Consider the following 24,481-nt stretch of genomic DNA (forward strand, 5'->3'; position numbering starts at 1 on the left):
ACGGAAAGAATACTATAATGAAAATTGGACTAGGAATATAATGTTCTGGTCTCAAAAAAGAGGATGAACGTAATGGAACCCAAATCAAAAGAAGCTGAGATTTCAAGCTATGTAGGTAAACTTTTGCGGGATAATTTCGGAAAAGGACCCTCATCTGTTTATGTATCGATTGAAAAACCGTACATTACTATTTACTTTAGAGATTTTTTAGCACCGATGGAGCGGGTTCTCGTCGATCAAAAAGAAGAAAAAAGAGTCGAGGAAACGAGAGATCTATTGATGATCAAATTGTTTCCTGAAATAAAAGCCGCGCTAAGTGTTATGGCTGATTTCACCATTGAATCTTTCTATCATGACTGGTCCCTTCCTAACCGAACCGGTTTGTTCCTTGGAATTATGGATCAAAGCGAATGTGAAGAAAACCATGTACCAGGTGGGTTTGAGCAGAAACAAGAACTGCATGATGAAATAGCACGGATCAGTAAGCAAGCAGAAAAGGTTCCAGAACTAATCGATTCTTGCTACTTAAATGATCGAACGATCGTTGTAATACGTGAAGGAATATTGGTGCGTATTGAAAAAGAACTTATTCGTGATGGGCATGAAGAAAGCCTTAAATTAACGAAACGTCGACTTGAAAAGAGTCTGATGCATAATAATAATTTTGAATCGATCTTATCAACTGAGATTCAGGACATCTTCGTTGACTGGGATTTCAAGCTAGATAAGAGTTATATTGTGTTTATTGTAAAACCAAATAAATCGTAGGTGGAAATGAACTGGGCGATAGAACCAGACATAAGCTGAAAGGACCCTTGTGGGATCTTTCGGCTTTTTTTTGTTTTACAGTGAGGCTTTTTCTAATCCTTGAGCACAAACAGCCAACAGACGTAGCCATAGACGAAAAACAGTTATCAAAGGAGGAGAAAAATAGTGAAATATTTAATAGACCATTCAAAAAAGGTGATTCATCGAACGACATTTGCTGGTGATCGTTGCGAATTTCATACAACTCCTATCGATCGACGCGAAGGAACGATGGATGCTCCTTATCTGGATAAGCTTGTAAAAGAAAGCTCTTATGTTATTTGTGAGATGTGTAGCGGTAGTATGAAAGAAGAGTAAAAATACGCCTTGATACAAGGCGTTACCATTCCGTAATGCTACCCGTCTAAGTAAAACAAACCATGGGGAAGTTTACGAAATAGATAAAAGGTCGAATAGGACGGCAGCTAATGAAAAATCATTGGCTGCTAGGATTCAATTCCTGTTTCAAATCATAGGGTGCCGTAAAGAATTTAAGATAAATAAAAAAAGCTTTCCCAAATGGGAAAGCTTTCTTGTGACTACTAGTTACGCTTTAACAACGTTAGTAGCTTGAGGTCCGCGGTTACCTTGCTCTGTGTCGAAAGTAACTGTTTGACCTTCTTCTAGAGTTTTGAAACCTTCACCTTGAATTGCAGAGAAGTGTACGAATACGTCGTCTCCACCTTCAACTTCGATGAAACCGAAGCCTTTTTCTGCGTTAAACCATTTAACTGTACCTTTGTTCATGTGTAATTCCTCCAGTGCTGTTCGCACAAATATTACTATTACTGCTCTACATAATGATTCAAGATGTAAGGTCGCTTAAGGAGCTTATTCTAAACTAATCATACGTTCCGAACAACAATAATTAACCCTAGTATAACATGTGAAAATAATAATGCAAGTCACAAAGAGATGATAACGTGAATGCAAAACCTCATGTGGTACGTACACCCCTATTCGAGGTTCGCCCTCGAATAGATTTATAGTGCTATCTTTTCATAAACCTGGTAATGTAAACTTATGTCATCTATTCGTTTATTTATTTATTAATTAATATCCGGAGGTATCATCACATGCCTATAAACGAAACGATTTTAAAAGAAGAAATAGTTTTGATAGGGAAAAAGATAGAAGCTTCAAAACAAGAGTTGGCGAAGAAACTTTCTTTAAACGAAGGTGAAGCAGAAGAGGCCTTACAGGTTCGGATGGAGTTGTTTCAATTAATTGCGGACGCTTTTTTAAATGGTTATGATGAAACAATTTCTCGTATTGAGAAGTGGGGCAAGGAAATTGGAGAACTAGCAGTTCATATGGAAGTGGAGCTAGATGAATCATTAAAAAATACATCTGATTTCCGAAATACGATTTGGAATAAAATCGAAGAAATCAGTACGGATGAAGGAATTTCGTTGAAAACGATTTTTGAAGTAGCTCGTATTATCGATCCCTTGTTAGACCGAGTGGTGTATGCATATAGTACAGCGTACGTCGAGGCTTATAAAAGTAACATCGATAAGGCTCGAGAATCATTTCTTGAGTTATCGACTCCAATCGTACCTATATTAGAGGGCGTTGCGATTCTACCGATCATCGGAGATATAGATACGTATCGTGCGAGTCTACTGTTAGAAAAGTCTCTTGAGGGAGCAACATCCATGAACTTGACTCACCTGTTTATCGACCTATCGGGAGTAAACATCGTTGATACGATGGTTGCAAACAACATTTTTAAGATCATCGATTCGCTAAAAATGATCGGAGTAAAAGGCATTCTAGCAGGCATAAGGCCTGAAGTTGCGATGACGATGGTATCACTAGGAATCGAATTTAAAGGCGTTCAAACTCATAGCACGCTTAAACAGGCTTTAGCAAAACATATTTTATAATTTAGTCTAGAGAAGCTACCTCAACGGGTAGCTTCTTTTTATTACCATATTTTATTTTGGTTAAATTGATTGACGTGTAACTCAATCGCTAATAAAATGGGTTTCGAAAAATTTGAAGAACAGCCTCTGTTATCAAGTTTTTAAACTTAGAGGAAGGGAGGGGATCGTAATGGCTTATCGTATTACGGTTTACCTTCTAGGTATGTTCATAAACTTCTTTGGTGTAGCGTTAATCATTCACGCTTCCATCGGAGCAGGGTTCTGGACATCCTTTTTTATTGGTGTCTCAGACCTTTTTGGTTTAACAGTCGGTTTTTGGTATGGAGTTTTCCAATTTTTAATTATCTTTTTAAACGGTTGGTTAATGAAGCAAAACCCTGAATTTAAGGCGCTTTTGCCGGTTTTTCTAGAAAGCTTCATTCTTGATTTTTGGTTAGAAATCGTATTTGCATCTGTTGATCTGTCAGCAGCACCAGTTGTAGTAAAAGCTTTAACACTTGGAGCTGGGATGTTCACAATTGGACTTGGTGTAGCAATTTACATCTTGCCACAGTTTCCAAGAGCACCAGTCGATCAACTATTCTTAGCAGTCAGTGCACGGTTTAATGTGAGTCTGCGCATGGGACAAACATTAGTTGCTGTCGCTGTCGCATCTTTAGCTGTATTGATTGGCGGTCCAGTAGGAATTGGGACAGCGGTACTCGTTTTATTCCTTGGACCAGTTATCCAACTATGGTATACGAGAGCTTATCCAATGTATTACATGCTTAAACCAGAAAATGCTCCGCAAGAAGAGTATTTATAAATCGAAATTCAACAAGCGTTCCTGCCTCGTAGCAGTGAGCGCTTTTATTAATGTATACTAATTCTGAGGAGGTTGATGTTATGGTTGGAAAACGATTTAAACCTGGTAAGGCAGATAAGCTTCTTGACCCAAAACGAAATGAAATCATATCTCCAGAGCAAGTTATCTCGCTTCTGAAAGTGAAGGAAACAGACCATGTAGCCGATTTAGGAGCGGGTAATGGGTACTTTACGTTACCGCTAGCTCAAGTAGCTGATACAGTATATGCCGTGGATATTGAGAAGCAGATGCTAGAGCTTCTAAAAGATCGTGGCTCACATATGAACAACATTCAATACATTGTAAGTGATTTAGAGGAAATTAAGCTGCGGGATCGAGTAGTGGATCATGCCCTAGTCGCTTTTGTTCTTCACGAAGTTCCTGATTTAACGAAAGCATTTACGGAATTAAAGCGCATCTTAAAGCAGGGGCAAAGATTGCTCGTTCTAGAGTGGGAAAAAATAGAGATGGATATGGGTCCTCCTATTCACGAACGAATGTCTTCTGAGCAAATGAAAGAAGTTTTCATCGATAACGGTCTGGAACCAGAAGTTCATTCCTTCCATGAAGCGGTGTACGGAATATCAGCAGTGGTGTAGTTAAATTATAGTGCGCCATCTATGAGTGAATACCCCTAGGTAGAAAAGGGGTATTTTTCATGTGTAAAAGGAAAAGTTTAGGTTGTTGGGAAATAAAAGCTTTATATGAACGATAATTAGAGGGTAAAAGTCTGAACTTTCCCAATACAAAGAATGGCTGGACTCCTTTATCATATTAGGTAGGCACTCAAGGGGAGTGCAAAAAACTTTTTGATGGAGGTATTCAATGAAATTCTTGAACAAGATAGCACTCGTTGTGTTATTGGTTGCAGCAACATTAATACCCGGACAGATGAAGCAAGCGGAAGCTAGCTCGTTAAAAGTGGATCAAGCATTAACAAATTTATTAGCTAATATTACGAACTTTAGTGAAGTCGAAGCGATCATTACATATGACAGCATGCCGACTGTTGAGCAGTTGGATAAATTGAAGTCATTTGGACTATCGGTTAAAACGTTTAGTGAAATACCTGTAGTTGGTGTTTCTGGTACAGCTCTAGAAATTAACTCTCTGTTAGACAATGGTTTGAATGCGCTTGGAATCTATAAAAACAAAGAACTAGATTATCTCATGAAAGATAGCCGCAAACTTATCGGTGCTGAAAAAGTTTGGAATGACCTTGGTTATACAGGAAAAGGTACGACCGTGGCAGTCATCGATAGCGGAATCGATGCAACGCATCCTGATCTTCCGATGGGAGATAAGGTTGTCCAGAACGTGAAGATGTTAGTTGGAGGAAGCATTTTCGGTGGAGAATCTCTCTATCTTGAAAATGTACCGAATACAGATACGACTTCTGGTCATGGGACGCACGTAGCAGGAACGATTGCTGGTAATGGCACAGCTAGTGACGGTCTGTACAGTGGCGTTGCTCCTGATGCGAAACTTGTAGGAATCGGTGCTGGTGAAGCAATCAGTATTCTATGGGCTCTTGAAAGCTTTAACTATGTAATCGAGCATCAAGAAGAGTATGGCATCGATGTTGTAAGTAATAGCTGGGGTACGACAGGTGAGTATGACCCGAATGCTCCGATCAACGTAGCAAGTAAAACGGCTCATGATAATGGGATCACAGTCACTTTTGCAGCAGGAAATGAAGGGCCAGAAAATGATACGCTAAATCCTTACTCAGCAGCACCTTGGGTGATTTCAGTAGCCGCTGGTACGAAAGACAAACAGCTGGCTGATTTCTCTTCAAGAGGGGTACCTGGTGACAACCTTTTACACCCTGATATTACTGCCCCAGGCGTTGATATCGTAGCTACGAAATCTTCTACAGGTGTTGTGATCAACGCACTTGGTACTACGAAAGACGTTAATTATATCGATCCTGAATACATTCCGTTCTACACGACGTCTAGTGGTACGAGCATGGCAACACCACACATTTCTGGAATTATTGCGCTTATGGAAGAAGCTGCAACAGATCTATCACCAGATGAAGCACTTAGTCTTCTCGAACAAACGGCAGAGCCAATGTCTGGTTATGAATACCATGAAGTTGGTGCCGGTTATGTGGATGCATACAAAGCAGTACAGCAGGCTGCAACAAAATAATTAATAATGATGAAGGCACGACTCGTTGATGAGTCGTGCCCTTTCTAGTTTTTAGCACATCGAAAAACGCTTTAAACTAGTAACCCTTCACTTCACTCTCTATGATTGATGTAAAGTGAAAGGGATGATCATATGAATAAAGTCGTTATCGTAACTGGAGCTACATCTGGCATTGGGAGAGCAACCGCACTCCACTTTGCAGAAAAAGGAGCTAGAGTAGTAGGGATAGGCCGTTCAGATGAACGCGGAAATTCGTTAGAACAAGAAGCAGAATCACTTTCAGGCTCCATCGATTACTATCAAGTTGATGTTGGTGCCGAGTCGGAGGTTAAAGCGTTTTTTGATGACTTTAAATCGACGTATGAGAAGGTAGATGTGTTAGTAAACAATGCTGGTGTAGCGGACGTTGCTATCGGTCCACTCAGTCGTGTGTCAGCTGAAGACTGGGATCGTCTTTTTCACATTAATTTAAAATCGATTTACTATATGGTGAACAATGCTGAACGGTTGTTTGAAAAAGAATCGAGCATAATCAACAACGCTGCAATCGTAGGAAGTGTGAAATACCCTTCAGCTCTACCAGCTTATAGTGCAGCTAAAGCAGGGGTTGTCGCGTTAACAAAATCAATGGCTAGCAGGTATGCCAGACGGAAAATAAGAGTAAATGCGATCTCACCAGGTCCAATCGATACACCACTTGCGAGAAAGCTTTATGGATCAGAAGAGGCGTTTCAAAAGGCTTATAAGCAGCACCCAAGAGGAGCTTTCGGAACACCGAAAGAGATTGCAGAAGCAATCTACTTTCTTTCAAGTGATGCGTCAAGCTATATTAACGGTCACAACTTAGTGATCGATGGTGGATATACACTTTCATAAGAAAATCCCGTGCTATTTTTAGCACGGGATTTAGTGTAATCAACCTACGATCTGAAGTTCTTTCGGGAATTTCGTTAATGTTTCATAACCATTCGGTGTAACGAGAACATCATCCTCGATCCGTACTCCGCCGATTTCTGGTACATAGATACCTGGTTCGATCGTGTACGTCATGCCTTCTTGTAGAACATTATCGTTGTTCTCACTCATTGAAGGATACTCGTGTACTTCAATCCCGATTCCATGTCCAATTCGGTGAGGGAAGTGATCGCCATATCCACCGTTCGTGATAATTTCGCGAGCCTTTTTATCAAGGTCACCAAGGCGAGTGCCTGGTTTTGAAATGTTTAGCGTTTCAAGCTGAGCATTAAGCACGATATCATAGATTTCTTTTTGCTTTTCATTCACTTCCTGGAAAGCGACTGTTCGAGTGATGTCAGAGCAATAGCCGTTATGAACAACACCAAGATCAAATAAAACGAGGTCGCCTTTTTTAAGCTTCCGATCTCCAGGGTTACCATGTGGTTGTCCAGCTTTTTCACCGAATAGAACCATTGTGGAGAATGACATTTCGCGAATGCCTTTCTTCTTTAATTCATATTCGATCGTAGCGAGGACTTCCATCTCCGTCACGCCTTCACGAAGTGCTTTAATCCCGGTTTCAACACCAAAGTCAGCAAGTTCTGCAGCTTCACGGAGCACTTTAAGCTCTTGATCGTCTTTAATGAGACGAAGCTCATTTAGCTTCTCTTCAGCACTTGTGAACGTTACGCCAGAGTAGCGCTGCATGATTTGCTCAGCACGCTCATACGCAAGCGTCACTTTTTCAATCGCGACCTGATCAGCTTCTTCTATTCCGCGCTCTTTAAGTGCAGTATGGATGAGCTCCCAAGGGTTGTCAGCATCTCCATGTCCAATAATGTCATGTTTCCAACCTGCATCTCGTGCTTGGGAAACTTCCATACCTGGTGTAACAAGGAACGGATCTTGATCTGGGAACACAAACAGACCTAATAGGCGTTCATGTGGGTCTGTATGGAAACCAGATAGATAGAAGACGTTTGATGGCGTATGAACAAATGCGAAAGTTTGTCCTGTTTCTTTCAGCCAGTTCGAGAAATTTTCTAGACGTTGATTCATTCGGACCACAACCTTTTCTAATTCTTACTTAGTCTTTTTCGTAGTCGCAAGTGTAACGACGATGAGTACGATTACTGCGACCGGTACGGCGAAAAGAACGCTGTTCAGATCAAATGGTTTTGCTAATGGGATCTCCCATACAAGCGTTGTCACAACACCAGCGATCATGGAAGAAATACCACCGTAATAATTTACTCGTTTCCAGAAGAACACCGCTAGTACAGCAGGCGTGATTCCGGCTCCGTATACTGTGTAAGCGTACATTTGAACGGAAAGCACTGTTGGGAAAAAGCTGATGATAACATAAGCAAGAGCACCCAGAATAACGATGAACCACTTCGTCATGTTTAACAGCTGACGATCTGTTGCGTCCTTTTTCACGTACTTCCCAACAATATCATAAGTCACGTTTGTTGCAGCTGACAATAGATACGAGTTCCCAGTTGTAATGATAAAGGCTGTAGCTGCAGTTAGAAGAATTCCCCCTACTACAGTAGGCATGGCAACCGTTGTGGCCATAAGTGCCATTCCCGGATCGATATCAGGGAAGATCGATCGAGAAGCGAATGCAATTAATGCAATTGTAGGTGAAATGAGTAACATCGCAACAAGCCAACCGATTTGTGCTCGTTTAGACGATTTATCTCCACTTGAAGAAGCCAGACGCTGATACATGTTCTGGTCTGCAAGCAATAAGAATAGGGACGGAAGCAAATATCCAAGCAGTTGAATATTCGATAGTTGTCCACTAAACGTTAGGTGGTCACTCGGTACATTTGCAATAATTTCATCCCAACCACCAGCGATAACAAAGATGGTCGGTAACGTAACACCAAGACCGACTACCATTAAGATTGCGCTGATTGCGTCTGTTGGAGCGACGGAACGAAGTCCACCGATCGTAGCAAGAAATATGATAAGTGCAGCTCCGATGATTGTTCCAAGTTCAACTGAAATACCAGTCGTTAAATTAAGGATAAATCCAAAGCCTTTCATTTGATAAGAAACGATACCTACATAGGCAAGAATAATTATGATACCTGCAAGCATACGAGCGAATTGGCCGTATTTTTCTTCAAGAATAGAAGAAACCGTATATTTACCAAATTCTCGAATACGTGGTGCAATTAGATAAAGCGTTCCGATACCGATAAGGGTTGGGACCGCCATCAAGAAGGCTGGAATGATTCCATAGCTATACGCCATAGACGTTTCCCCACCGGAAATACTTCCACTACCTGTCCATGTTGCTAATAGAGTACCTGTTAGTACGAGAGCACCGAGTCCTTTTCCTGCAAGAATAAAGTCCTCACTACTCGAAACTTTCTTAGAGAAATAAATTCCTAAACCGACCATCAGGATGCCATACGCGATGACAAACCAGAGGAGATTTGGATTGTGTGTAATTTCCATTACGTAAACGTCACTTCCTTGTTGTGTAATTTTTCTAGGGTGCGCACCGATTCGTATCCTATCATAAGAAGAGTCGATTATAAAAAAAGCGCCTTATCTAGGTTGGAAACGATTTCTAACTTTTATTAGAATGCGCCAAGAAAGCAATACTTATATCACCTTTTTATGGGAAAATAACCTTCATTATTCTTTTATATGGTATTTAAGTAAGTCTAAAGTACTAATTTGAGATTTGTTTCCACGGTGAAAAAAGAGCTATTATTGCGAATTTTACCTTTGTTTTGACGATGGTGAGAAAAAATATTTTAAAATTACATTAAAATCGTGATGAATTTACTTTGTATTCGCGATTATTTAGTAGGGTTTCGTGATCCAATTCAGTTATGCGCGGATAGATAGAGAATGAGTAGTTCTTGAAGGATATAGACACGTTATAGAGAATGGTGTAGGGGGTATAAAACAATATAGTTGATAAAAAGATAAAGAGTAGATATGATGGTCTTACATACCCATAGGGGTAATATATATTGGTTTATGGAGGGTTACGAAATGTATCTACGCACATTCTTTGATGAAAAGCTAGCACAATACTCTTATTTAATCGGTTGTCAACGAACAGGCGAAGCGCTGGTGATCGATCCGGCTCGAGATGTGACCCCTTATATAGAAGTTGCAAAAAAAGAAGGTTTCCATTTAGCCGCTGCAGCCGAAACACACATTCATGCTGATTTTGTATCTGGTGCACGTCAGCTTGCAGAGAAGCATGATGTGAAATTGTATTTATCTGATGAAGGTGATCAAAACGCAAAGTATGAGTACCTCGAAGGATTAAATGTGGATTTAGTGAAAGATGGATCCATCATTAATGTAGGAAATATCGAACTTAAGGTAATGCATACCCCAGGACATACTCCTGAAAGTATTTCGTTCATGCTGACAGATCGTGGCGGTGGTTCAGATGTACCGATGGGTGTATTTACAGGGGACTTTGTCTTTGTTGGTGATATTGGACGCCCTGACTTGCTTGAGAAATCAGCTGGGCAAGAAGGAACAGCTGAAAAAGGTGCGAAGGAGATGTTCAAATCACTTCAAATTTTTAAGGAGCTACCAGAGTTTCTTATGGTATGGCCAGGACACGGTGCTGGAAGTGCATGCGGGAAATCACTCGGTGCGGTTCCTCAATCAACAGTTGGCTATGAGCTTCGAAATAACTGGGCATTGAAGGAAGAGGATGAAGAAACTTTCCGAAAAGAACTGTTGAACGAACAGCCAGAACCACCGACGTATTTTTCTGTCATGAAGAAAGTAAATAAAGAAGGCCCAGCAGTGTTATCAGGTGAGGAGCTTCAGAAGGTTAACAATGCCGAAGAATTTAAAGCATTTGCTGAGCAAGAAAAGACAACGATTGTGGATACTCGCCCTGCAAAAGACTTTGCAGAAGGTCATATAGAAGGTGCAATCAATTTACCTTACAATAAAGCATTTACGAACTGGTCCGGCTGGGTGCTCGACTACGATAAAGACCTCGTATTGATCGCTAACGATGATACGAAAGAAGACGTTGTTACATCGCTTCATTCGATCGGAATCGATAAGATCAAAGCGTATGCAAGTCCTGACATTCTATCTCAATGGAATGATCTTGAAGGATACACGTTCATCTCAACTGAAGAGTTGAAGGATGTATATGAAAAAGAAGATGTCTATGTGGTCGATATCCGAAAAGAAAACGAGTATAACCAAGGCCATATTCCTGGAGCAGGCCATCATATGCTTGGTTATATCGAAGATGAAGTTGAAGACATTCCTGAAGATAAAACGCTCGTCGTACATTGTCAATCAGGTACACGTTCTGCGATTGGAACGAGCTTATTACAATCACTTGGGTTTAAGGATATCTTGAACTTCAGCGGTGGTTTTGCTGCATGGGAGAAAGAAGGAGACAGAGTAGAGAAATAATCATGTTAAAAACGCAAAGCGAGAAGCTTTGCGTTTTTAGCTTGTTGTAAAACCACCCTTAATACTTTTTCATTGACGGAAAATTCTAACTGTTGTAATCTGAAAGAGAAGCCTCCATTTAGAAAGGTATCCCCTTTCAAAATCCGGAGGAAAGCGAATGTGAAAAAAGAACAATACTGCGTAAATTACTAAAGCTCCTACATGAGCTATCTCGTGATTACAGGCCAGTGTATCGATCTCGAATTATCGGGAGACGTATGCTGGCTTTTTTAATTTCTAAAAAGGGAGAGGTTCGAAATGATTGAGACGAAATTGGAACGAAAGACGATCAAAGGGAATGGGTATGAAATTAAGCCCTCTTTAGATCATGGGCGTATGTACGAGATCGAACTCGATCGAGAGGTGCTGGCGCGGTTCTTTGAAGAAGTCAAAACGATCAGTAGTCAACAGCTCGATTATATTCCTTATATGCGGTTTATTATGACGGATAAGCTCGTAAAGCTGCTTGATGAAAACTTCCAGAAAACAGTGAGAGGCATTCTTCACGATCGATCCACGGGTGGCTTTACGGTTGGCGTCGGTGGGTATACGGAAGACACGGAAGAGTATGTGAAGTTCTCTACTGCTTTTTCTCACCTCGTCGGAATTCCGAATTTCGACGCGATGTCTGGAAATTACTATGCTCGCTTTTCAGTGAAGCATACGGATGATAGCGATTCTTACCTGCGTCAGGCGTACCGTCTGTTCACGCTTCATACGGATGGCACGTATGTTGATGAAGCGACAGACTGGCTTCTGATGATGAAGTTTGGAGAAGAACATGCAGTCGGAGGGAGATCCCGTTTACTACACCTTGATGACTGGGAAGATCTTGACCATTTCTACAATCATCCACTTGCGACTCAGAAGCTCGTTTACAAGGCACCACCTAGTAAGAACGTTGTTAAAGAGGTATTTCGAACAACGTTTTATGAAAGGAACAATGAGCCTTGCATGTGCTTTATCGACCAATTTGTCCATCCTTCAAGCATTGAAGAAGCAACGTATTTGAAGGACCTTTCTTCTTCGATGGAGAATTCTTCGGAAACAAAAGGCGTCGATCTACCTGAAGGAAAACTCGTGATGTTGAACAATCATTTCTGGCTTCACGGAAGAGAAGCGTTTGAGGAGAATTCTAACCTTCATCGTGAACTTCTGCGCCAGCGAGGTCGATTTGCATAGAAGAAGGGGACATGAGGATGTATGATTATCTCGTTATAGGAGGGGGCATCGTCGGATTATCGACAGCTCTCTCTCTTCATCAAAAGTATCCACAAGCCAGGATGGCAGTTGTAGAGAAGGAAGAACAGTGGGCTAGCCATCAGACGGGCAGGAACAGTGGTGTGATTCATTCAGGAATCTATTATAAGCCGGGTAGTTTGAAAGCAGAGCTTGCGAGAAAAGGCAGCCAGTCGATGGTTCATTTTTGCCAGGAGTATGGGATTCCACATGAGGTTTGCGGTAAAGTGATCGTCGCAGTAGATGATACTGAGAAAGAAAACTTAACCAACCTTTACAAGCGTGGTCTTGAGAATGATTTAGCTGTTACGAAACTATCGAAAAGTGAATTACTAGAAATAGAACCTCACGTTAACGGTGTAGAAGGAATCCGGGTTCCTTCTACGGGGATCGTTGATTATCAAAAGGTGACAGAAAAGCTAGCAAACCTATTAGGAGATCGAGGTGTCGATCTCCTCTCAAGTACGAAGGTAACAAACATTGAAGAAAATGAAAACGAAGCAGTGGTAGATACTACTCGAGGTACCTTAAAAACTCGTTATCTTGTGAACTGCGCGGGACTTCATAGTGACCGAATGGCGAAACTCGCAGGCATGTATACGGATGTTAAGATTGTGCCGTTCAGAGGAGAATACTACGAAGTTAAAAAAGAGAAAAGCTATCTCGTGAAAAATTTGATCTACCCTGTGCCAAATCCAGAGTTTCCATTTCTCGGTGTTCATCTGACAAGAATGATGGGCGGTGGCATTCACGCAGGTCCGAACGCGGTTCTTAGCTTAAAGAGAGAAGGCTATCACAAATTGGCTTTCGATATGAAAGATACGGTTGATGTCCTGTCGTTCGAAGGGTTCTGGAGGATGGCAGCTAGTAATCTTAAAGAAGGAATGAAAGAGATGAAGCGCTCCTTTCATAAGAAATCATTTGTGAAGAGTCTACAGCGACTCGTTCCAGAAATCGAGGAAGATGATGTGGTGCCGACCCATTCTGGCGTTCGAGCTCAAGCCCTCTTAAAAGATGGAAAACTTGTTGATGACTTTTTCGTTTTTCCAGGCAAGCGCTCGATTCATGTGTGCAATGCCCCATCACCTGCTGCGACCGCGTCACTTGAGATTGGTAAAGTGATTGCGAACAAAGTTCCGAGTGTCGTAACTACAAAAATGTATATGTAAGAATGATGCTGCTGAGAGAGACTCAGCAGTTTTTCTTTTTGAAAAAGGAAATACGGATGACTTACCGAACAGCTATAGAGAGTAACAATAATTGGAAGCGAGTGGTAAAGATTGATGAGGGAATTCAGCCTATTCATCCCCGTGTTCAACGAAAAAAGAAGGATAAGACTTTACATACCAAATGACTACGATGAGACAGATATTCGTTACCCTGTCATCTATATGCATGATGGTCAGAACGTGTTTCATGATCATGACGCAGTGGGAGGGAGGTCGCTACGATTAAGGGAGTATCTCGATAAGGAACAGCTACCTATTATCGTCGTTGCGATCGATTCTGGTGAAGAGCGTATGAGAGAATATTGTCCGTTTCCTACTGGAGAGTTGAGTAGGCAGGTGACTGCTAGAGAGCCTATCTCGGATGTTAAAGGCAGTGAGTATATTGATTTTATCGTAAATGAGTTGAAGCCATATATCGATCGAACGTATCGAACGCTCGACCGTTCCGCCATGGCAGGGATATCTCTTGGAGGGTTGTTGACAGTGTATGCCGTTTGTCGATATCCACATGTTTTCTCTAGAGGTGCAGCGATCTCTTCTGCTTTCTTTCGGAATCAGGAGGAGATCGAACGATTCATCGCAACGACAGACTTATCGAAGGTAGAGAAACTATACCTCGATTGTGGGACGGATGAGTCGAGTGATGAGCTGATCAATTCTGTATTTTTTGAGACTAATCAAAAGGTGTGTACGCTGCTAAAGGAGAAGGGAATACAAGTTGAATTCCATCCAGTCGAGGGTGGGGCACATACATATGAAGCTTTTAGTAAGAGGGTCGGTCGTGTCATTTCATTTTTAGTAAATTAGGGTATAAGGAGGCGTTCGTGATGAAAGCATTACTAGTCGTAGATGTTCAGAAAGCATTTTTTAACGAAAAATGGGGAGAACGAAACAATCATGATGCAGAGGAAAAGATGGGTACGATCATCGATCATTGGCGAAAGCAAGGGGAGGAGGTCGTCTTCATCCAACATTTATCCAATGACCCGCAGTCTGTTTTTTATCACAAACAAGAAGGGTTCGAGATAAAAGAATCTGTTAAACCGATAAGAGGAGAACAAATCTTTACGAAGACAGTGAACAGTGCTTTTATAGGAACAGGTTTAGAAGAGTACCTTCATGATAGGAAGATTAGTGAAGTGGTAATCGTTGGATTAACGACACCTCACTGCGTTTCAACAACAGCACGTATGAGCGGTAATCTAGGATTCCACACGTCGGTTGTTTCAGATGCAACGGCTGCATATGGAATCTATGATCATAATGAAAACTATGTTGATCCAGAAACCGTTCATTCTGTTTCCCTTGCAACGATTTATGAAGAATTTGCAACGGTGATGACGACTGATCAGTTGCTTACACAAATTGTAGAAAAGAAGTGACGAATGTGGTACATGTGAGCAAACGCTCCTCTACTTATGCGCTTTCCTGCTAAAATAGAGATACGAGGCTTTAAAAGAGGAGCGGGTGTATGAGTGAAACTATTATCGAAATTTACGAGCACGTTTCTCGTGTTGTTATGTATAGGATTAGTCGGTAACTATCTACTATCTAATTATGTTGATACTAGTAGAGTACTAGTTAATAAGGATGTTCCACTTCCAGAGGAACTGCATCCAGAAGTCGAGAAAGCGAAAAATGAGCTGATTGCGAGGTCTGCTAAAAAGGGAATCGAAGTTGTCATTACAGACGGTCATCGTTCGAGTGAAGAGCAAAATAAACTGTACGAGAAAGGTAGATCCACCGAAGGTAACATTGTAACGAATGTGGCTGGTGGAGGATCATACCACAATTACGGTTTAGCGATCGATTTTGCCCTGAAGCTTGATAATGGTGATGTGGTTTGGGATATGAAGCGAGATGATAATGACAATGGAGAGTCTGATTGGATGGAAGTTGTAGCAATCGGGAAAGACCTTGGCTTCGAATGGGGTGGAGACTGGTCGTCCTTCAAAGATTATCCTCATTTACAAATGGATTTTGGTCTCACGATCCGAGAATTGAAGAGAGGTCATAGACCTGAGAAATCGTATGCGAAAAACGAATGATCGTGAGGGAAGAATATGAGAACGAGGTCTGCTGCTATCATGATCGAGAACGATCGGGTAGCGTTAATTAAAAGGGTGAGGAATGAGGACGTCTATTACGTGTTTCCTGGTGGAGGAGTAGAAAAAGGAGAATCGAAGGAACAAGCTGCTATTCGAGAGGTTTATGAAGAGTTAGGTGTTTCCGTATCGTTAACCGACCTTTATGCAGAGGTTGATTTTAATGGGAAGCAATACTATTATCTTGCTCAGCTTGTTGGTGGAGAGTTTGGAACAGGCATGGGCGAAGAATATCAGCTCAAAGAAATGGATCGAGGTACGTATGAACCGGTGTGGATCGAACTTAATGAGCTCAATGGTCTCGATGTAAAGCCGGCTGAAGTTGCAAGATCCCTTTATTCTCTCAGAAAAACGGCAGATAGTCGTTAGACTGATCTGCCGTATCATCCATCATTTATTTAACGCTTCAGGATACAATTCGTACTGTTTATGTGCATCCTTCAATGCTGCTGAAAGGGCATTTCCCGCTTTGCCAAGGTAACCTTCTCTCAACTGAGTTAATGGTTCTTCGATGCCATCTTTTAAACTGAAGCCTTTTAACAGCTGCCTTACAAATTGTTTGCTGTGTTCGGTCATCAGCGTACAGGAAGCATCTACGATCACTCCGTAATGTTTATCCACTTCGAGTGTGAGCGTTAACGTATCTGAGATATTGTTAGCGGCCATTCCCCCCGGAAGCTTCGAATGACCTGCGACGAAAATCGTATTCATTAAGTTCCCTCCTTACTGTTGTGAATAGTTGCTTTGAATGCGCTCGAGCTCTTCTATTATGTTGCTCGAGATTTCTTGTTCAGCCTCGTTATAAACGGGTTTAAATACGTCCCGCCACCTTTTTACTTCCTCTGTCGTCAAAACATCGAGTTCTATGTCTGACGTGCGCTTGATTTCTCGAATATGCGCGTCATTGATTTCGATCGAATGTCTTCTAACCCAGTCAGTCGTTTCTTCCATAGCTTCTTCAAAAGATAGCTGCTGACTTTTCGATAGCTTTTTCCAGAAATCTTCATGGATGATGACAGCATAGCCGAGATAAGCATGGTTACTGAGTGTCATGTATGCTTGTTTCTTATAAAATTTCTTAGAATAGATGTTCGAAATGGTATTTTCCTGGCCATCTACAAAACCGACTTCGAGGTTTCGGTACGTTTTATTAAAAGAAAGTTCACTCGTACTTGCGTTCAATGCTTCAAACTGAGATTTGATAACAGGTCCTGGCATCACTCTGAAGTGAAGCTGATCCATATCACTCGGTAAACGAATCGGGTGCTTGTTGTTTGTAAACTGTTTGAAGCCGTTATACCAGAAGCCTAGTCCCTTCACATTCGTTCCCTTTAGGTCGTCTAGTAGTGCTTGCCCAATCTTACCTTCGTAGGCATCTTCGACAGCATCATACCCTCTGAAAGCATAGGGTAAGTCGAGCACTTGCCAGTTTGGAAAACGAGTTGAGAGTTTAGAAGTGGCTGGGGCGATCATTTCTACATTCCCATTCGTAACAGCTTCCCACTCATTTTGATCTTGATAGAGTTCTCCATTTGAGTAGATTTCAACTTTTATCTCATTATTTGTTTTGGCTTGAATGCGGTTGGCAAAATCACGTGCTGCCATCCCTTTTGGCGTGTTCTCGGCAGCTACATGGCTAAATCGAATAACCAACTGTTCTTCTAACCCTTCTTGTTCATCATCGTACTCTAGTATTCTTGTCGATTCACCCGGACTAAATCCAAGGTAAAACGCAGTGAGTATGCCAGCCAAAACAAATGTTGTGATGATTACAACTGTCTTCATAGTATCCCCTGTTTCGCAAGCGTTTCCAATAGTTTATCATAGATAGCGAGAATGAAACGAGGTGTAACTAGCATTTGAGCTAAAGACTTTGGAAGGACGTTCAATTATGAGAAGGGTACTATCGATAAAGTGGAAAATCATGATCTTTTCGTTTGGGGTTGTTTTCTTTTCGATCATTATTGCAGGAGTGATTGCAGCTGGAAAGTTGTACGACCAGACAGAAGAGCGACTGGGAGAAAGAGGTCTGATTACAGGACGTACGGTTGCGAATCTTCCAGAAGTGCAGCAATCTCTCGTACAAAGTGAAGGATGGGAAACACTCAACCCGATCGTGAATAGAGTCAGGACGATCAATGGCTCAGACTATATCGTGGTGCTTAATTTGAACCGTATCCGATATTCCCATCCAGTTGAAGAAAAGCTTGGAACCGTATCTTCAGGAAAAGATGAAGGTGCGGCGTTTGCTGAACACAGCTATGTTTCAAAAGCAAAAGGTGAACTCGGCGTTTCCATCCGATCGTTCGTACCGATCATGAATGCCGAACATGAACAGATCGGTGTTGTGATTGTCGGTAACATCATGCCGAATCTCGTAACGGTCCTTTCTAGTATAAAATCTGAACTTGCACTGATCGCTTTACTAGCACTTGGGTTTGGAAGTGTCGGTTCTTGGCTTTTGGCAAGAAGAATTAAGCAAGAAACCTTTCAGCTTGAGCCACATGAGATATCGAGGCTTCTCGTTGAGCGGACGGCAACGTTTGAGGCGATGAACGAAGGCGTCATCGCGATCGATTTAAGTGGCAAGATTATGATCTTCAATGATAAAGCAAAGAGGATTTTAGACATCGCTGAGGAAGTGACTGACCTGCCAGTGGAGGAAGTTATAAAGGGAAAACTCCTATCGATTTTAAAAAGCAAGGATCGCTTTGAAAATGAAGAGACGACGGTTGGTCAGAAAGTATTGTTGATCAGTAAGGTACCGATCATTGTAGAGGGTATTGAAGTTGGTGGCGTAGCCGTTTTTCAAGATCGAACTGAAGTGGCGGCGATGGCAGAAGAGTTAACGGGTGTTAAGAATTTCGTTGAGGCATTGCGCGTGCAAAATCACGAGTCCCTGAACCGTCTCCATACGATTGCAGGTTTGATTCAGCTTGATGAAAAGGAAAAAGCACTCGACTATGTTTTTGATGTGTCACAGCAAGATGAAGATCTTTCAAACTTTCTAAGCAAGAGAATCAACGACTTTCGTATTTCAGGGTTAATTCTTAGCAAAGTTAGAAGAGGGAAAGAGCTCGGTGTCAACGTCACAATCGACCGTGATAGTGTGTATAAGAAGAATCCAATTTTATTAGATAGTCATGATCTCGTCCTGATTTTAGGTAACTTGATCGAAAATGCCTTTTATTCGTTTCATGAAGTGAGTCGGGAGGATAAGCTGATCCATCTTAGTATCATCGGTGATGATGATAGTCTTTATCTATCAGTAGAAGATAATGGGTGTGGCATGAAGGACGATATACAAGCAAGAGTTTTGGAAAAAGGGTTCACAACGAAAGGAAAAGACGGAAGTGGACTTGGCCTATACCTTATTAATCGAACAATTGAGAGGGCAAATGGGACAATGAAGCTCGTTTCTTATGAGTATGAAGGAACGAGTATCGAAATTGTTATTCCAATGAGCACTGAGGGGAGTGAGCATGATGACGATTAGCGTTTTATTGATAGAAGACGATCCGATGGTGCAAGAGGTGAATAAGCAATTTATCAAAAGGATCGAAGGTTTCACAATCATAGGAGTTGCAAGCACGGGTGAGGAAGGCCTGAAGCTTGTTAAGGACTTGAAACCGGATCTCATCCTGCTCGATGTTTACATGCCTGAGCAAAATGGACTCGATATGTTAAATGCGCTAAGAAACGAAGGAAGCCGAGTCGACGTGATCGCCATCACAGCAGCGAACGACAGGGATACGATTCGAACCATGCTTCATAATGGTGCTAGGGACTATTTGATCAAGCCTTTTAAATTTGAGAGGTTTCAGCAAGCGTTAAAAGATTATAAGATCTATTACGACGGCTTAAGTGGTGAAGGCACAATATCACAAAATGAGCTGGACTTCATCAAAAGAAGTTCTAAAAGGAGTAATTCCATAGAATCTTCATTACCTAAAGGCCTAAACCGGCAAACTCTTGAACAGATTATTAAATTCCTAAGCAAACAAACTGAACCGATTACAGCTGAAGAAACAGCTGATGGTATCGGTCTTGCAAGAGTAACAGCTAGAAGGTATTTGGATTATCTTCAAAAGTCTGGGCAAGTGAATATTGAAATTCAATACGGCGGGGTTGGAAGACCACTCAATAGATACTCGTTTGAAAAAGAATATAATAGATATTGATGAGAAAAAAGTCCTGTTTATAAAATATCAAAAAAGAAAAATCTTTATTTTCTGATAAATGATTGTTATTATTGCTATAAGTAAATAAGTCTGTAGGTAATGGTGCCTAATACATTGGAGAGAGTCTGATGTTTTAGGCACCTTTTTGTATGTAAAAGTATTTTAGAAAAGTAGGTGAGTGGAGTGGATTTTTCTTGCAAGTTAAAGAATGAGGTGTATCAATTCGATTCAGTAAAGGAGGTTTTAGCAAAAGCAAGTGAAGAAAAATCGGGAGACAACATGAGTGGTATTGGAGCGAGCTCTTCCTTACAACGGATGGCTGCAAAGTATGTATTAAGTGAACTTCAATTAAAAGATATTTATGAGAATCCAGTAATTCCATATGAGACGGATGAAATAACCAAGTTGACTTATGATGACATGAGTCAATCAATCTACCGTGAAATTTCAAGCTGGACTGTAGGAGAATTAAGGGAATACATACTTTCCCATAATACTAGCAGTACAGCTCTGAAACGATTAAGCAGAGGGTTAACAAGTGAAATGATTTCAGGAGTAGCAAAGCTGATGTCAAGTATCGACTTAGTTCTTGCATCACAAAAAATGAAACATCAAGCACACTGCAATACGACGATTGGCGAGCCTGGAAGACTAGCGTTTCGATGCCAGCCAAATCATCCGATCGATAACCCTGCGGGTATCTTAGCATCAATGAAAGAAGGCTTATCCTATGGATCGGGAGACGCTGTTATCGGAATAAACCCAAACAACGAATCGGTTGAATCTGTTCGTGAAATTCTTTCTATGAGTCATGAGTTCATTCAGAAATGGGGTGTCCCCACCCAAAATTGTGTTCTTGCACATATAACGACACAAATGAATGCTCTAGAAAAAAATGCTCCTATCGATTTAATGTTTCAGAGTTTAGCTGGAACGCAATTAGCCAACGAAGACTTCGGTGTGTCAAAGAAGATATTAGATGAAGCATATATCCTTATGAAGGAACAAGGTACATCGGCAGGACCTAACTTTTTTTATTTTGAAACAGGACAAGGATCAGAAGTCTCTTTGGACGCACATTTGGGTGTGGACATGCAGACATTGGAAGCACGCACATATGGATATGCGAGACATTGGAATCCCTTTATGGTTAATAATGTGTCAGGTTTTATTGGTCCAGAAACTCTTTATGATGGGAAACAAATGATTCGTTGCGATTTGGAAGATTTATTTATGGGAAAACTTCATAACCTTCCTATGGGGATTGCTCCAACCTATACGAACCACATGAACTCAGACCAAAATGATCAAGAAATTGCAGGGATGTTGACAACCGTAGCAGGAGCTAATTTTTATATGGGTGTTCCAGGTGGAGACGATGTCATGCTAAGTTACCAGGATACAAGTTACCATGATGATGCAAGCTTAAGAGAAATGTTAGGATTGCGACCACTCCGAGATTTTGAAAAATGGTTGGAAGAAATGGGTATTATGGAAAATGGTCGCTTGACTAAAGCAGCAGGAGACCTTTCTATCTTTGACTGAATCATCCATAGGGGTGATGTGAAGCGTTAAAAAAGAAGGGAAGTGAGCATGTGAATATTGAACAAATCGTAAAAGAAGTTATGAAAGAAATGGAAGTAGAAGCGAAAAGTGAAACAAAAAAACGTTTCAATAATGATACAAGAGAGTTTGTCTATAGTTCCGAGAAACGTGTAACAGTTGATTCTCCAGTAAATAAGGATTCTATAGAACTAGCACAGAGTCAAACGCCAGCTAGGATTGGTATAGGACATAGTGGTACTAGAATGAAGACGAAAAATTATTTAGACTTTAGAATCGATCATGCAGCTGCACAAGATGCCGTTGTTAAAGATGTGTCTACTTCTGTTCTAGAGGAAATGAGGCTTCCAATTTTACATTCTAAGGCGAAAAGTATGGAAGAATACTTGATGAATTTAGATGTCGGAAGATCATTAGATGAAGATTCGGTCAAGTGGCTGAAGGAGAATGGGGACAAAGGTAAACAAGTACAAATCATCATTTCAGATGGTCTAAGTTCTACAGGAATCGAAGAGACGGTACCCGATTTACTTCCAGCTCTAATACAAGGGCTTGAAGGTAAAGGCATTACTTTGGGTGATCCAGTTTTTATTCGGAAAAGTAGAGTATGGATTCAAGATGAAGTAGCAGCATTAGTAGATTGTGACATAGTGGTTTCGTTGATTGGTGAGAGACCTGGACTGGCAACATCTAAAAGTATAAGTGCTTATGTAATTTATAGACCTAATGAGAATAGCGTAGAAGCTGATCGAACAGTCTTTTCCAACATCCATAGTGGAGGTGTCCCACCAATTGAGGCTGGAGCGTACCTTTCAGATGTTATCGAAGAGATGCTAAATTACCAAGCGAGCGGAGTAAAATATTCGCACCTCAAGTAATTCGACGGAATATATGTAAAATTGACAAAATTAATATTGCTCATTATAATGTCAGGTAGTTTCTAGGCTAAACATACCATTTAATAAATGGAAAAGTTGGTGATTTATACCTAATGAATGATGCAGTATCGATTAAGTCAATCTGTGAGGAACACACGAGTCTCTCACCTGAAGAGATTCAAACGATTATTGATTTAAGTAACACGCTACAATACACAGCAGATTTATCAAAAGCGAATATTTTTATCGACTGTCTGATGAAAGATAACAAACATGCAATTGTTGTTGCGGAAGCTGCTCCAACTACAACTAGACCAATCTATGAAAACACTGTCGTAGGAAAGAAAGCATACGAAACGTTCGAGCCAGGAGTTTATTATTGTCTTCGGTCTGGAAATGCTATGACTTCAAATAGAGCAATAACACAAGAGAGAACCCAAGTTGAACAAAGTGTTGTTCCTATCCACAGTTCAAAGAACCGAGTTATTGGAGCTTTGGTAATGGAGAAAGATATAAGCGATCAGCTTCAAGAACGAGCGGAATTGAAAGCGTTGTCAAAAACGGCTGAGTCGTTAAGTGATGTTTTATTGGGAGTTTCAGAGAAACAACCTATGATTCCGGATTTAATAGAAGAAGCATTTTTCTTTGTAGAAGAGGAAGGGAATCTGCTGTATTCGAATCCTGCAGCGATAAATTTAGTTCATAGTTTAACTGGGAAAGAATGCAAGAGCGGTGAGAACCTAATTCACTGTTTACCTTTTTTAGAAGAAATTATAGTACACCCTGATGACTTATTTGTGACTGAAATTGAAATTTCAAATAAAATCTTTAAAGTGAAGAAAATACTATTATCTCAAAATGAAAAATACAACGGTAAGTTTATTGTATTAAGGGATTTAACAGATTTAAGGGATAAAGAAAAAGAATTAATTATGAAATCTGTGGCAATACAAGAGATTCATCATAGGGTGAAAAACAACTTGCAAACTGTCGCCAGTCTATTGCGTTTACAGATGCGTCGGGGAATTCCAGAAGAAAGTAAAGTATACTTTCTGGAAAGTTTGAATCGCATACTCAGTATAGCTTCAGTGTATGAGGTGATTCTTTCCAACAGTAGTATCGATGAAGTAGACATATTTGAACTAATTGAAAAAATCGGTACGATGCTCGTATACATGGAATCATCAGCTGAAACGAAAGTCGAAATCTCATTTGAGGGAAATAACCTCACTATTGAATCAAAAAGAGCGGTGTCTGTCGCACTAGTAATCAATGAATTAATTCAAAATTGTATGAATCACGCGTTTAAAGGGCGGAAATCAGGTAAGATCTTAGTGTCATTTCGACATGAGGATGACGACATAAAGATTAGCGTGAAAGATGACGGTATAGGTTATATTCCTCATACAAAAGCTTCTTTAGGATTAGAAATTGTTAATATGATGGTTGAGAACGATCTTTCAGGTGAATTTCAATTACAAAAAGTCGATCAGGGGACAGAGGCAAGTATTGCATTTCCATTTAAGGGGATGATTTAGGTGAGTAAAAGAATCGTACTCGTAGAAGATGAATCCATTGTACGGATGGACGTTAAAATGATACTAAAAGATGCAGGATACGATGTGGTGGGAGAAGCAGGCAATGGCGAAAAAGCAATTGAGGTTGTCGACCAAGTAAAACCAGATCTTATTATCATGGACATCAAAATGCCAAAGATGAATGGGTTAAAAGCTAGTAAAATAATCTCTCAAAAGTTTAAGACTCCAATATTGTTACTCACTGCTTATAGCCAGAAAGACTTTATTGATAAAGCAAAAGAAGCTAACATTGTCGGTTACATCGTTAAACCAGTCTCGAGTGATCGATTGATACCAGCTATCGAAATTGCTTTACATCAGGCAGAAGTTTCAAAACAATATGAACAGAAAGTAGTCGAGGCAGATAGGCGATTACAAGAGAGGAAATTAATAGAAAAAGCAAAAGGGATATTGATGGAGCGATTTGGATATAGTGAAGAGGTTTCTTTTAAGAAAATGAGAAATACAAGTATGAATAAGCAGGTTACTCTTGAGAAAGTTGCGAAGTATATCATTAAGAAATATTCTAGCGCAACAGAAGTACAAGTTATAAGTGAATAAATGGAGCAAAGGTGCTAAAGGAAG

The 24,481-nt window shown here is 40.7% G+C and carries 25 protein-coding genes; 20 read left to right on the forward strand and 5 right to left on the reverse strand.

Features of this window, described 5'->3' with window-relative positions; translation table 11 throughout:
• Window positions 1–72 precede the first annotated feature (72 nt).
• Both ACXAHI_RS12530 and ACXAHI_RS12535 read left to right on the forward strand, forming a co-directional pair.
• Entirely contained in the window at window positions 73–768 is a 696-nt protein-coding gene (locus ACXAHI_RS12530; RefSeq protein WP_474848295.1) for a Na-translocating system protein MpsC family protein, read from the forward strand.
• Window positions 769–933: 165 nt separating this feature from the next.
• Window positions 934–1,125, forward strand: a complete 192-nt coding sequence (locus tag ACXAHI_RS12535; RefSeq protein ID WP_474848297.1) for a hypothetical protein — start codon at window positions 934–936, stop codon at window positions 1,123–1,125.
• A 228-nt stretch (window positions 1,126–1,353) separates the two neighbouring features.
• On the opposite strand, the gene ACXAHI_RS12540 is transcribed toward ACXAHI_RS12535, so the two are convergent.
• Window positions 1,354–1,554 (reverse strand): cold-shock protein, encoded by a 201-nt coding sequence (locus tag ACXAHI_RS12540; RefSeq protein ID WP_098442444.1) that lies wholly within the window; start codon window positions 1,552–1,554, stop codon window positions 1,354–1,356.
• A 329-nt stretch (window positions 1,555–1,883) separates the two neighbouring features.
• Here ACXAHI_RS12540 and ACXAHI_RS12545 point away from each other — a divergent pair, with 329 nt between their 5' ends.
• The 5 genes from ACXAHI_RS12545 (at window position 1,884) to ACXAHI_RS12565 (ending at window position 6,573) form a co-directional block, all read left to right on the forward strand.
• A complete protein-coding gene (locus ACXAHI_RS12545; protein ID WP_474848299.1) occupies window positions 1,884–2,696 on the forward strand; it encodes an STAS domain-containing protein in 813 nt (270 codons plus the stop codon).
• A 169-nt stretch (window positions 2,697–2,865) separates the two neighbouring features.
• Window positions 2,866–3,501 (forward strand): YczE/YyaS/YitT family protein, encoded by a 636-nt coding sequence (locus tag ACXAHI_RS12550; protein ID WP_474848301.1) that lies wholly within the window; start codon window positions 2,866–2,868, stop codon window positions 3,499–3,501.
• Between the two features lie 80 nt (window positions 3,502–3,581).
• Window positions 3,582–4,139, forward strand: coding sequence for a class I SAM-dependent methyltransferase (locus ACXAHI_RS12555; protein ID WP_474848303.1), 558 nt, complete (start codon window positions 3,582–3,584; stop codon window positions 4,137–4,139).
• A 226-nt stretch (window positions 4,140–4,365) separates the two neighbouring features.
• Window positions 4,366–5,697 carry a S8 family serine peptidase gene (locus ACXAHI_RS12560; protein ID WP_474848305.1) on the forward strand — a complete coding sequence of 444 codons (1,332 nt, stop codon included), beginning with the start codon at window positions 4,366–4,368 and terminating at the stop codon, window positions 5,695–5,697.
• 132 nt (window positions 5,698–5,829) lie between these two features.
• Window positions 5,830–6,573: an SDR family NAD(P)-dependent oxidoreductase gene (locus tag ACXAHI_RS12565; RefSeq protein ID WP_474848307.1), complete on the forward strand. Its 744-nt coding sequence runs from the start codon at window positions 5,830–5,832 to the stop codon at window positions 6,571–6,573.
• Window positions 6,574–6,612: 39 nt separating this feature from the next.
• Here ACXAHI_RS12565 and ACXAHI_RS12570 read toward each other — a convergent pair whose 3' ends face one another.
• The gene (locus tag ACXAHI_RS12570; protein WP_474848309.1) at window positions 6,613–7,713 is read right to left on the reverse strand and encodes a M24 family metallopeptidase; all 1,101 of its coding nucleotides are present in this window, start codon (window positions 7,711–7,713) and stop codon (window positions 6,613–6,615) included.
• 24 nt (window positions 7,714–7,737) lie between these two features.
• Window positions 7,738–9,126, reverse strand: coding sequence for a sodium:solute symporter family protein (locus ACXAHI_RS12575; RefSeq protein WP_474848311.1), 1,389 nt, complete (start codon window positions 9,124–9,126; stop codon window positions 7,738–7,740).
• Window positions 9,127–9,675: 549 nt separating this feature from the next.
• Between ACXAHI_RS12575 and ACXAHI_RS12580 the strand changes: the two genes are divergently transcribed.
• From ACXAHI_RS12580 to ACXAHI_RS12610, 7 genes are all read left to right on the forward strand, one after another.
• Window positions 9,676–11,085: a rhodanese-like domain-containing protein gene (locus tag ACXAHI_RS12580; RefSeq protein WP_474848313.1), complete on the forward strand. Its 1,410-nt coding sequence runs from the start codon at window positions 9,676–9,678 to the stop codon at window positions 11,083–11,085.
• 297 nt (window positions 11,086–11,382) lie between these two features.
• Complete coding sequence (gene glaH, locus ACXAHI_RS12585) at window positions 11,383–12,306, forward strand: glutarate dioxygenase GlaH (RefSeq protein ID WP_474848315.1); 924 nt, start codon at window positions 11,383–11,385, stop codon at window positions 12,304–12,306.
• Between the two features lie 17 nt (window positions 12,307–12,323).
• Window positions 12,324–13,532, forward strand: a complete 1,209-nt coding sequence (gene lhgO / locus ACXAHI_RS12590) for an L-2-hydroxyglutarate oxidase (protein WP_474848317.1) — start codon at window positions 12,324–12,326, stop codon at window positions 13,530–13,532.
• A 114-nt stretch (window positions 13,533–13,646) separates the two neighbouring features.
• Window positions 13,647–14,399, forward strand: a complete 753-nt coding sequence (locus tag ACXAHI_RS12595) for an alpha/beta hydrolase (protein WP_474848319.1) — start codon at window positions 13,647–13,649, stop codon at window positions 14,397–14,399.
• A gap of 20 nt (window positions 14,400–14,419) precedes the next feature.
• Window positions 14,420–14,974: a cysteine hydrolase family protein gene (locus ACXAHI_RS12600; RefSeq protein WP_474848321.1), complete on the forward strand. Its 555-nt coding sequence runs from the start codon at window positions 14,420–14,422 to the stop codon at window positions 14,972–14,974.
• A 93-nt stretch (window positions 14,975–15,067) separates the two neighbouring features.
• Entirely contained in the window at window positions 15,068–15,640 is a 573-nt protein-coding gene (locus ACXAHI_RS12605; RefSeq protein WP_474848322.1) for a M15 family metallopeptidase, read from the forward strand.
• A 15-nt stretch (window positions 15,641–15,655) separates the two neighbouring features.
• The gene (locus tag ACXAHI_RS12610) at window positions 15,656–16,066 is read left to right on the forward strand and encodes an NUDIX hydrolase (RefSeq protein ID WP_474848324.1); all 411 of its coding nucleotides are present in this window, start codon (window positions 15,656–15,658) and stop codon (window positions 16,064–16,066) included.
• A 21-nt stretch (window positions 16,067–16,087) separates the two neighbouring features.
• Here ACXAHI_RS12610 and ACXAHI_RS12615 read toward each other — a convergent pair whose 3' ends face one another.
• Both ACXAHI_RS12615 and ACXAHI_RS12620 read right to left on the reverse strand, forming a co-directional pair.
• Window positions 16,088–16,408, reverse strand: a complete 321-nt coding sequence (locus ACXAHI_RS12615) for a DUF3870 domain-containing protein (RefSeq protein ID WP_474848326.1) — start codon at window positions 16,406–16,408, stop codon at window positions 16,088–16,090.
• Window positions 16,409–16,420: 12 nt separating this feature from the next.
• Window positions 16,421–17,482, reverse strand: coding sequence for a DctP family TRAP transporter solute-binding subunit (locus ACXAHI_RS12620; RefSeq protein ID WP_474848327.1), 1,062 nt, complete (start codon window positions 17,480–17,482; stop codon window positions 16,421–16,423).
• Window positions 17,483–17,588: 106 nt separating this feature from the next.
• Here ACXAHI_RS12620 and ACXAHI_RS12625 point away from each other — a divergent pair, with 106 nt between their 5' ends.
• The 6 genes from ACXAHI_RS12625 (at window position 17,589) to ACXAHI_RS12650 (ending at window position 24,457) form a co-directional block, all read left to right on the forward strand.
• Window positions 17,589–19,193, forward strand: coding sequence for an ATP-binding protein (locus ACXAHI_RS12625; protein WP_474848329.1), 1,605 nt, complete (start codon window positions 17,589–17,591; stop codon window positions 19,191–19,193).
• Window positions 19,183–19,878 (forward strand): response regulator, encoded by a 696-nt coding sequence (locus ACXAHI_RS12630; protein ID WP_474848331.1) that lies wholly within the window; start codon window positions 19,183–19,185, stop codon window positions 19,876–19,878. The genes ACXAHI_RS12625 and ACXAHI_RS12630 overlap by 11 nt, the downstream gene beginning before the upstream one ends.
• 183 nt (window positions 19,879–20,061) lie before the next feature.
• Window positions 20,062–21,423, forward strand: coding sequence for an ethanolamine ammonia-lyase subunit EutB (locus tag ACXAHI_RS12635; RefSeq protein WP_474848333.1), 1,362 nt, complete (start codon window positions 20,062–20,064; stop codon window positions 21,421–21,423).
• A 50-nt stretch (window positions 21,424–21,473) separates the two neighbouring features.
• Window positions 21,474–22,319: an ethanolamine ammonia-lyase subunit EutC gene (eutC, locus tag ACXAHI_RS12640; RefSeq protein WP_474848335.1), complete on the forward strand. Its 846-nt coding sequence runs from the start codon at window positions 21,474–21,476 to the stop codon at window positions 22,317–22,319.
• 113 nt (window positions 22,320–22,432) lie between these two features.
• On the forward strand, window positions 22,433–23,857 hold the full coding sequence (locus ACXAHI_RS12645) for a histidine kinase N-terminal domain-containing protein (RefSeq protein WP_474848337.1): 1,425 nt from the start codon (window positions 22,433–22,435) through the stop codon (window positions 23,855–23,857).
• Window positions 23,858–24,457, forward strand: coding sequence for an ANTAR domain-containing response regulator (locus ACXAHI_RS12650; protein ID WP_474848339.1), 600 nt, complete (start codon window positions 23,858–23,860; stop codon window positions 24,455–24,457).
• The last annotated feature ends 24 nt before the right edge of the window (window positions 24,458–24,481 follow it).

This window comes from Anaerobacillus sp. ABD4_527 (assembly GCF_056160805.1).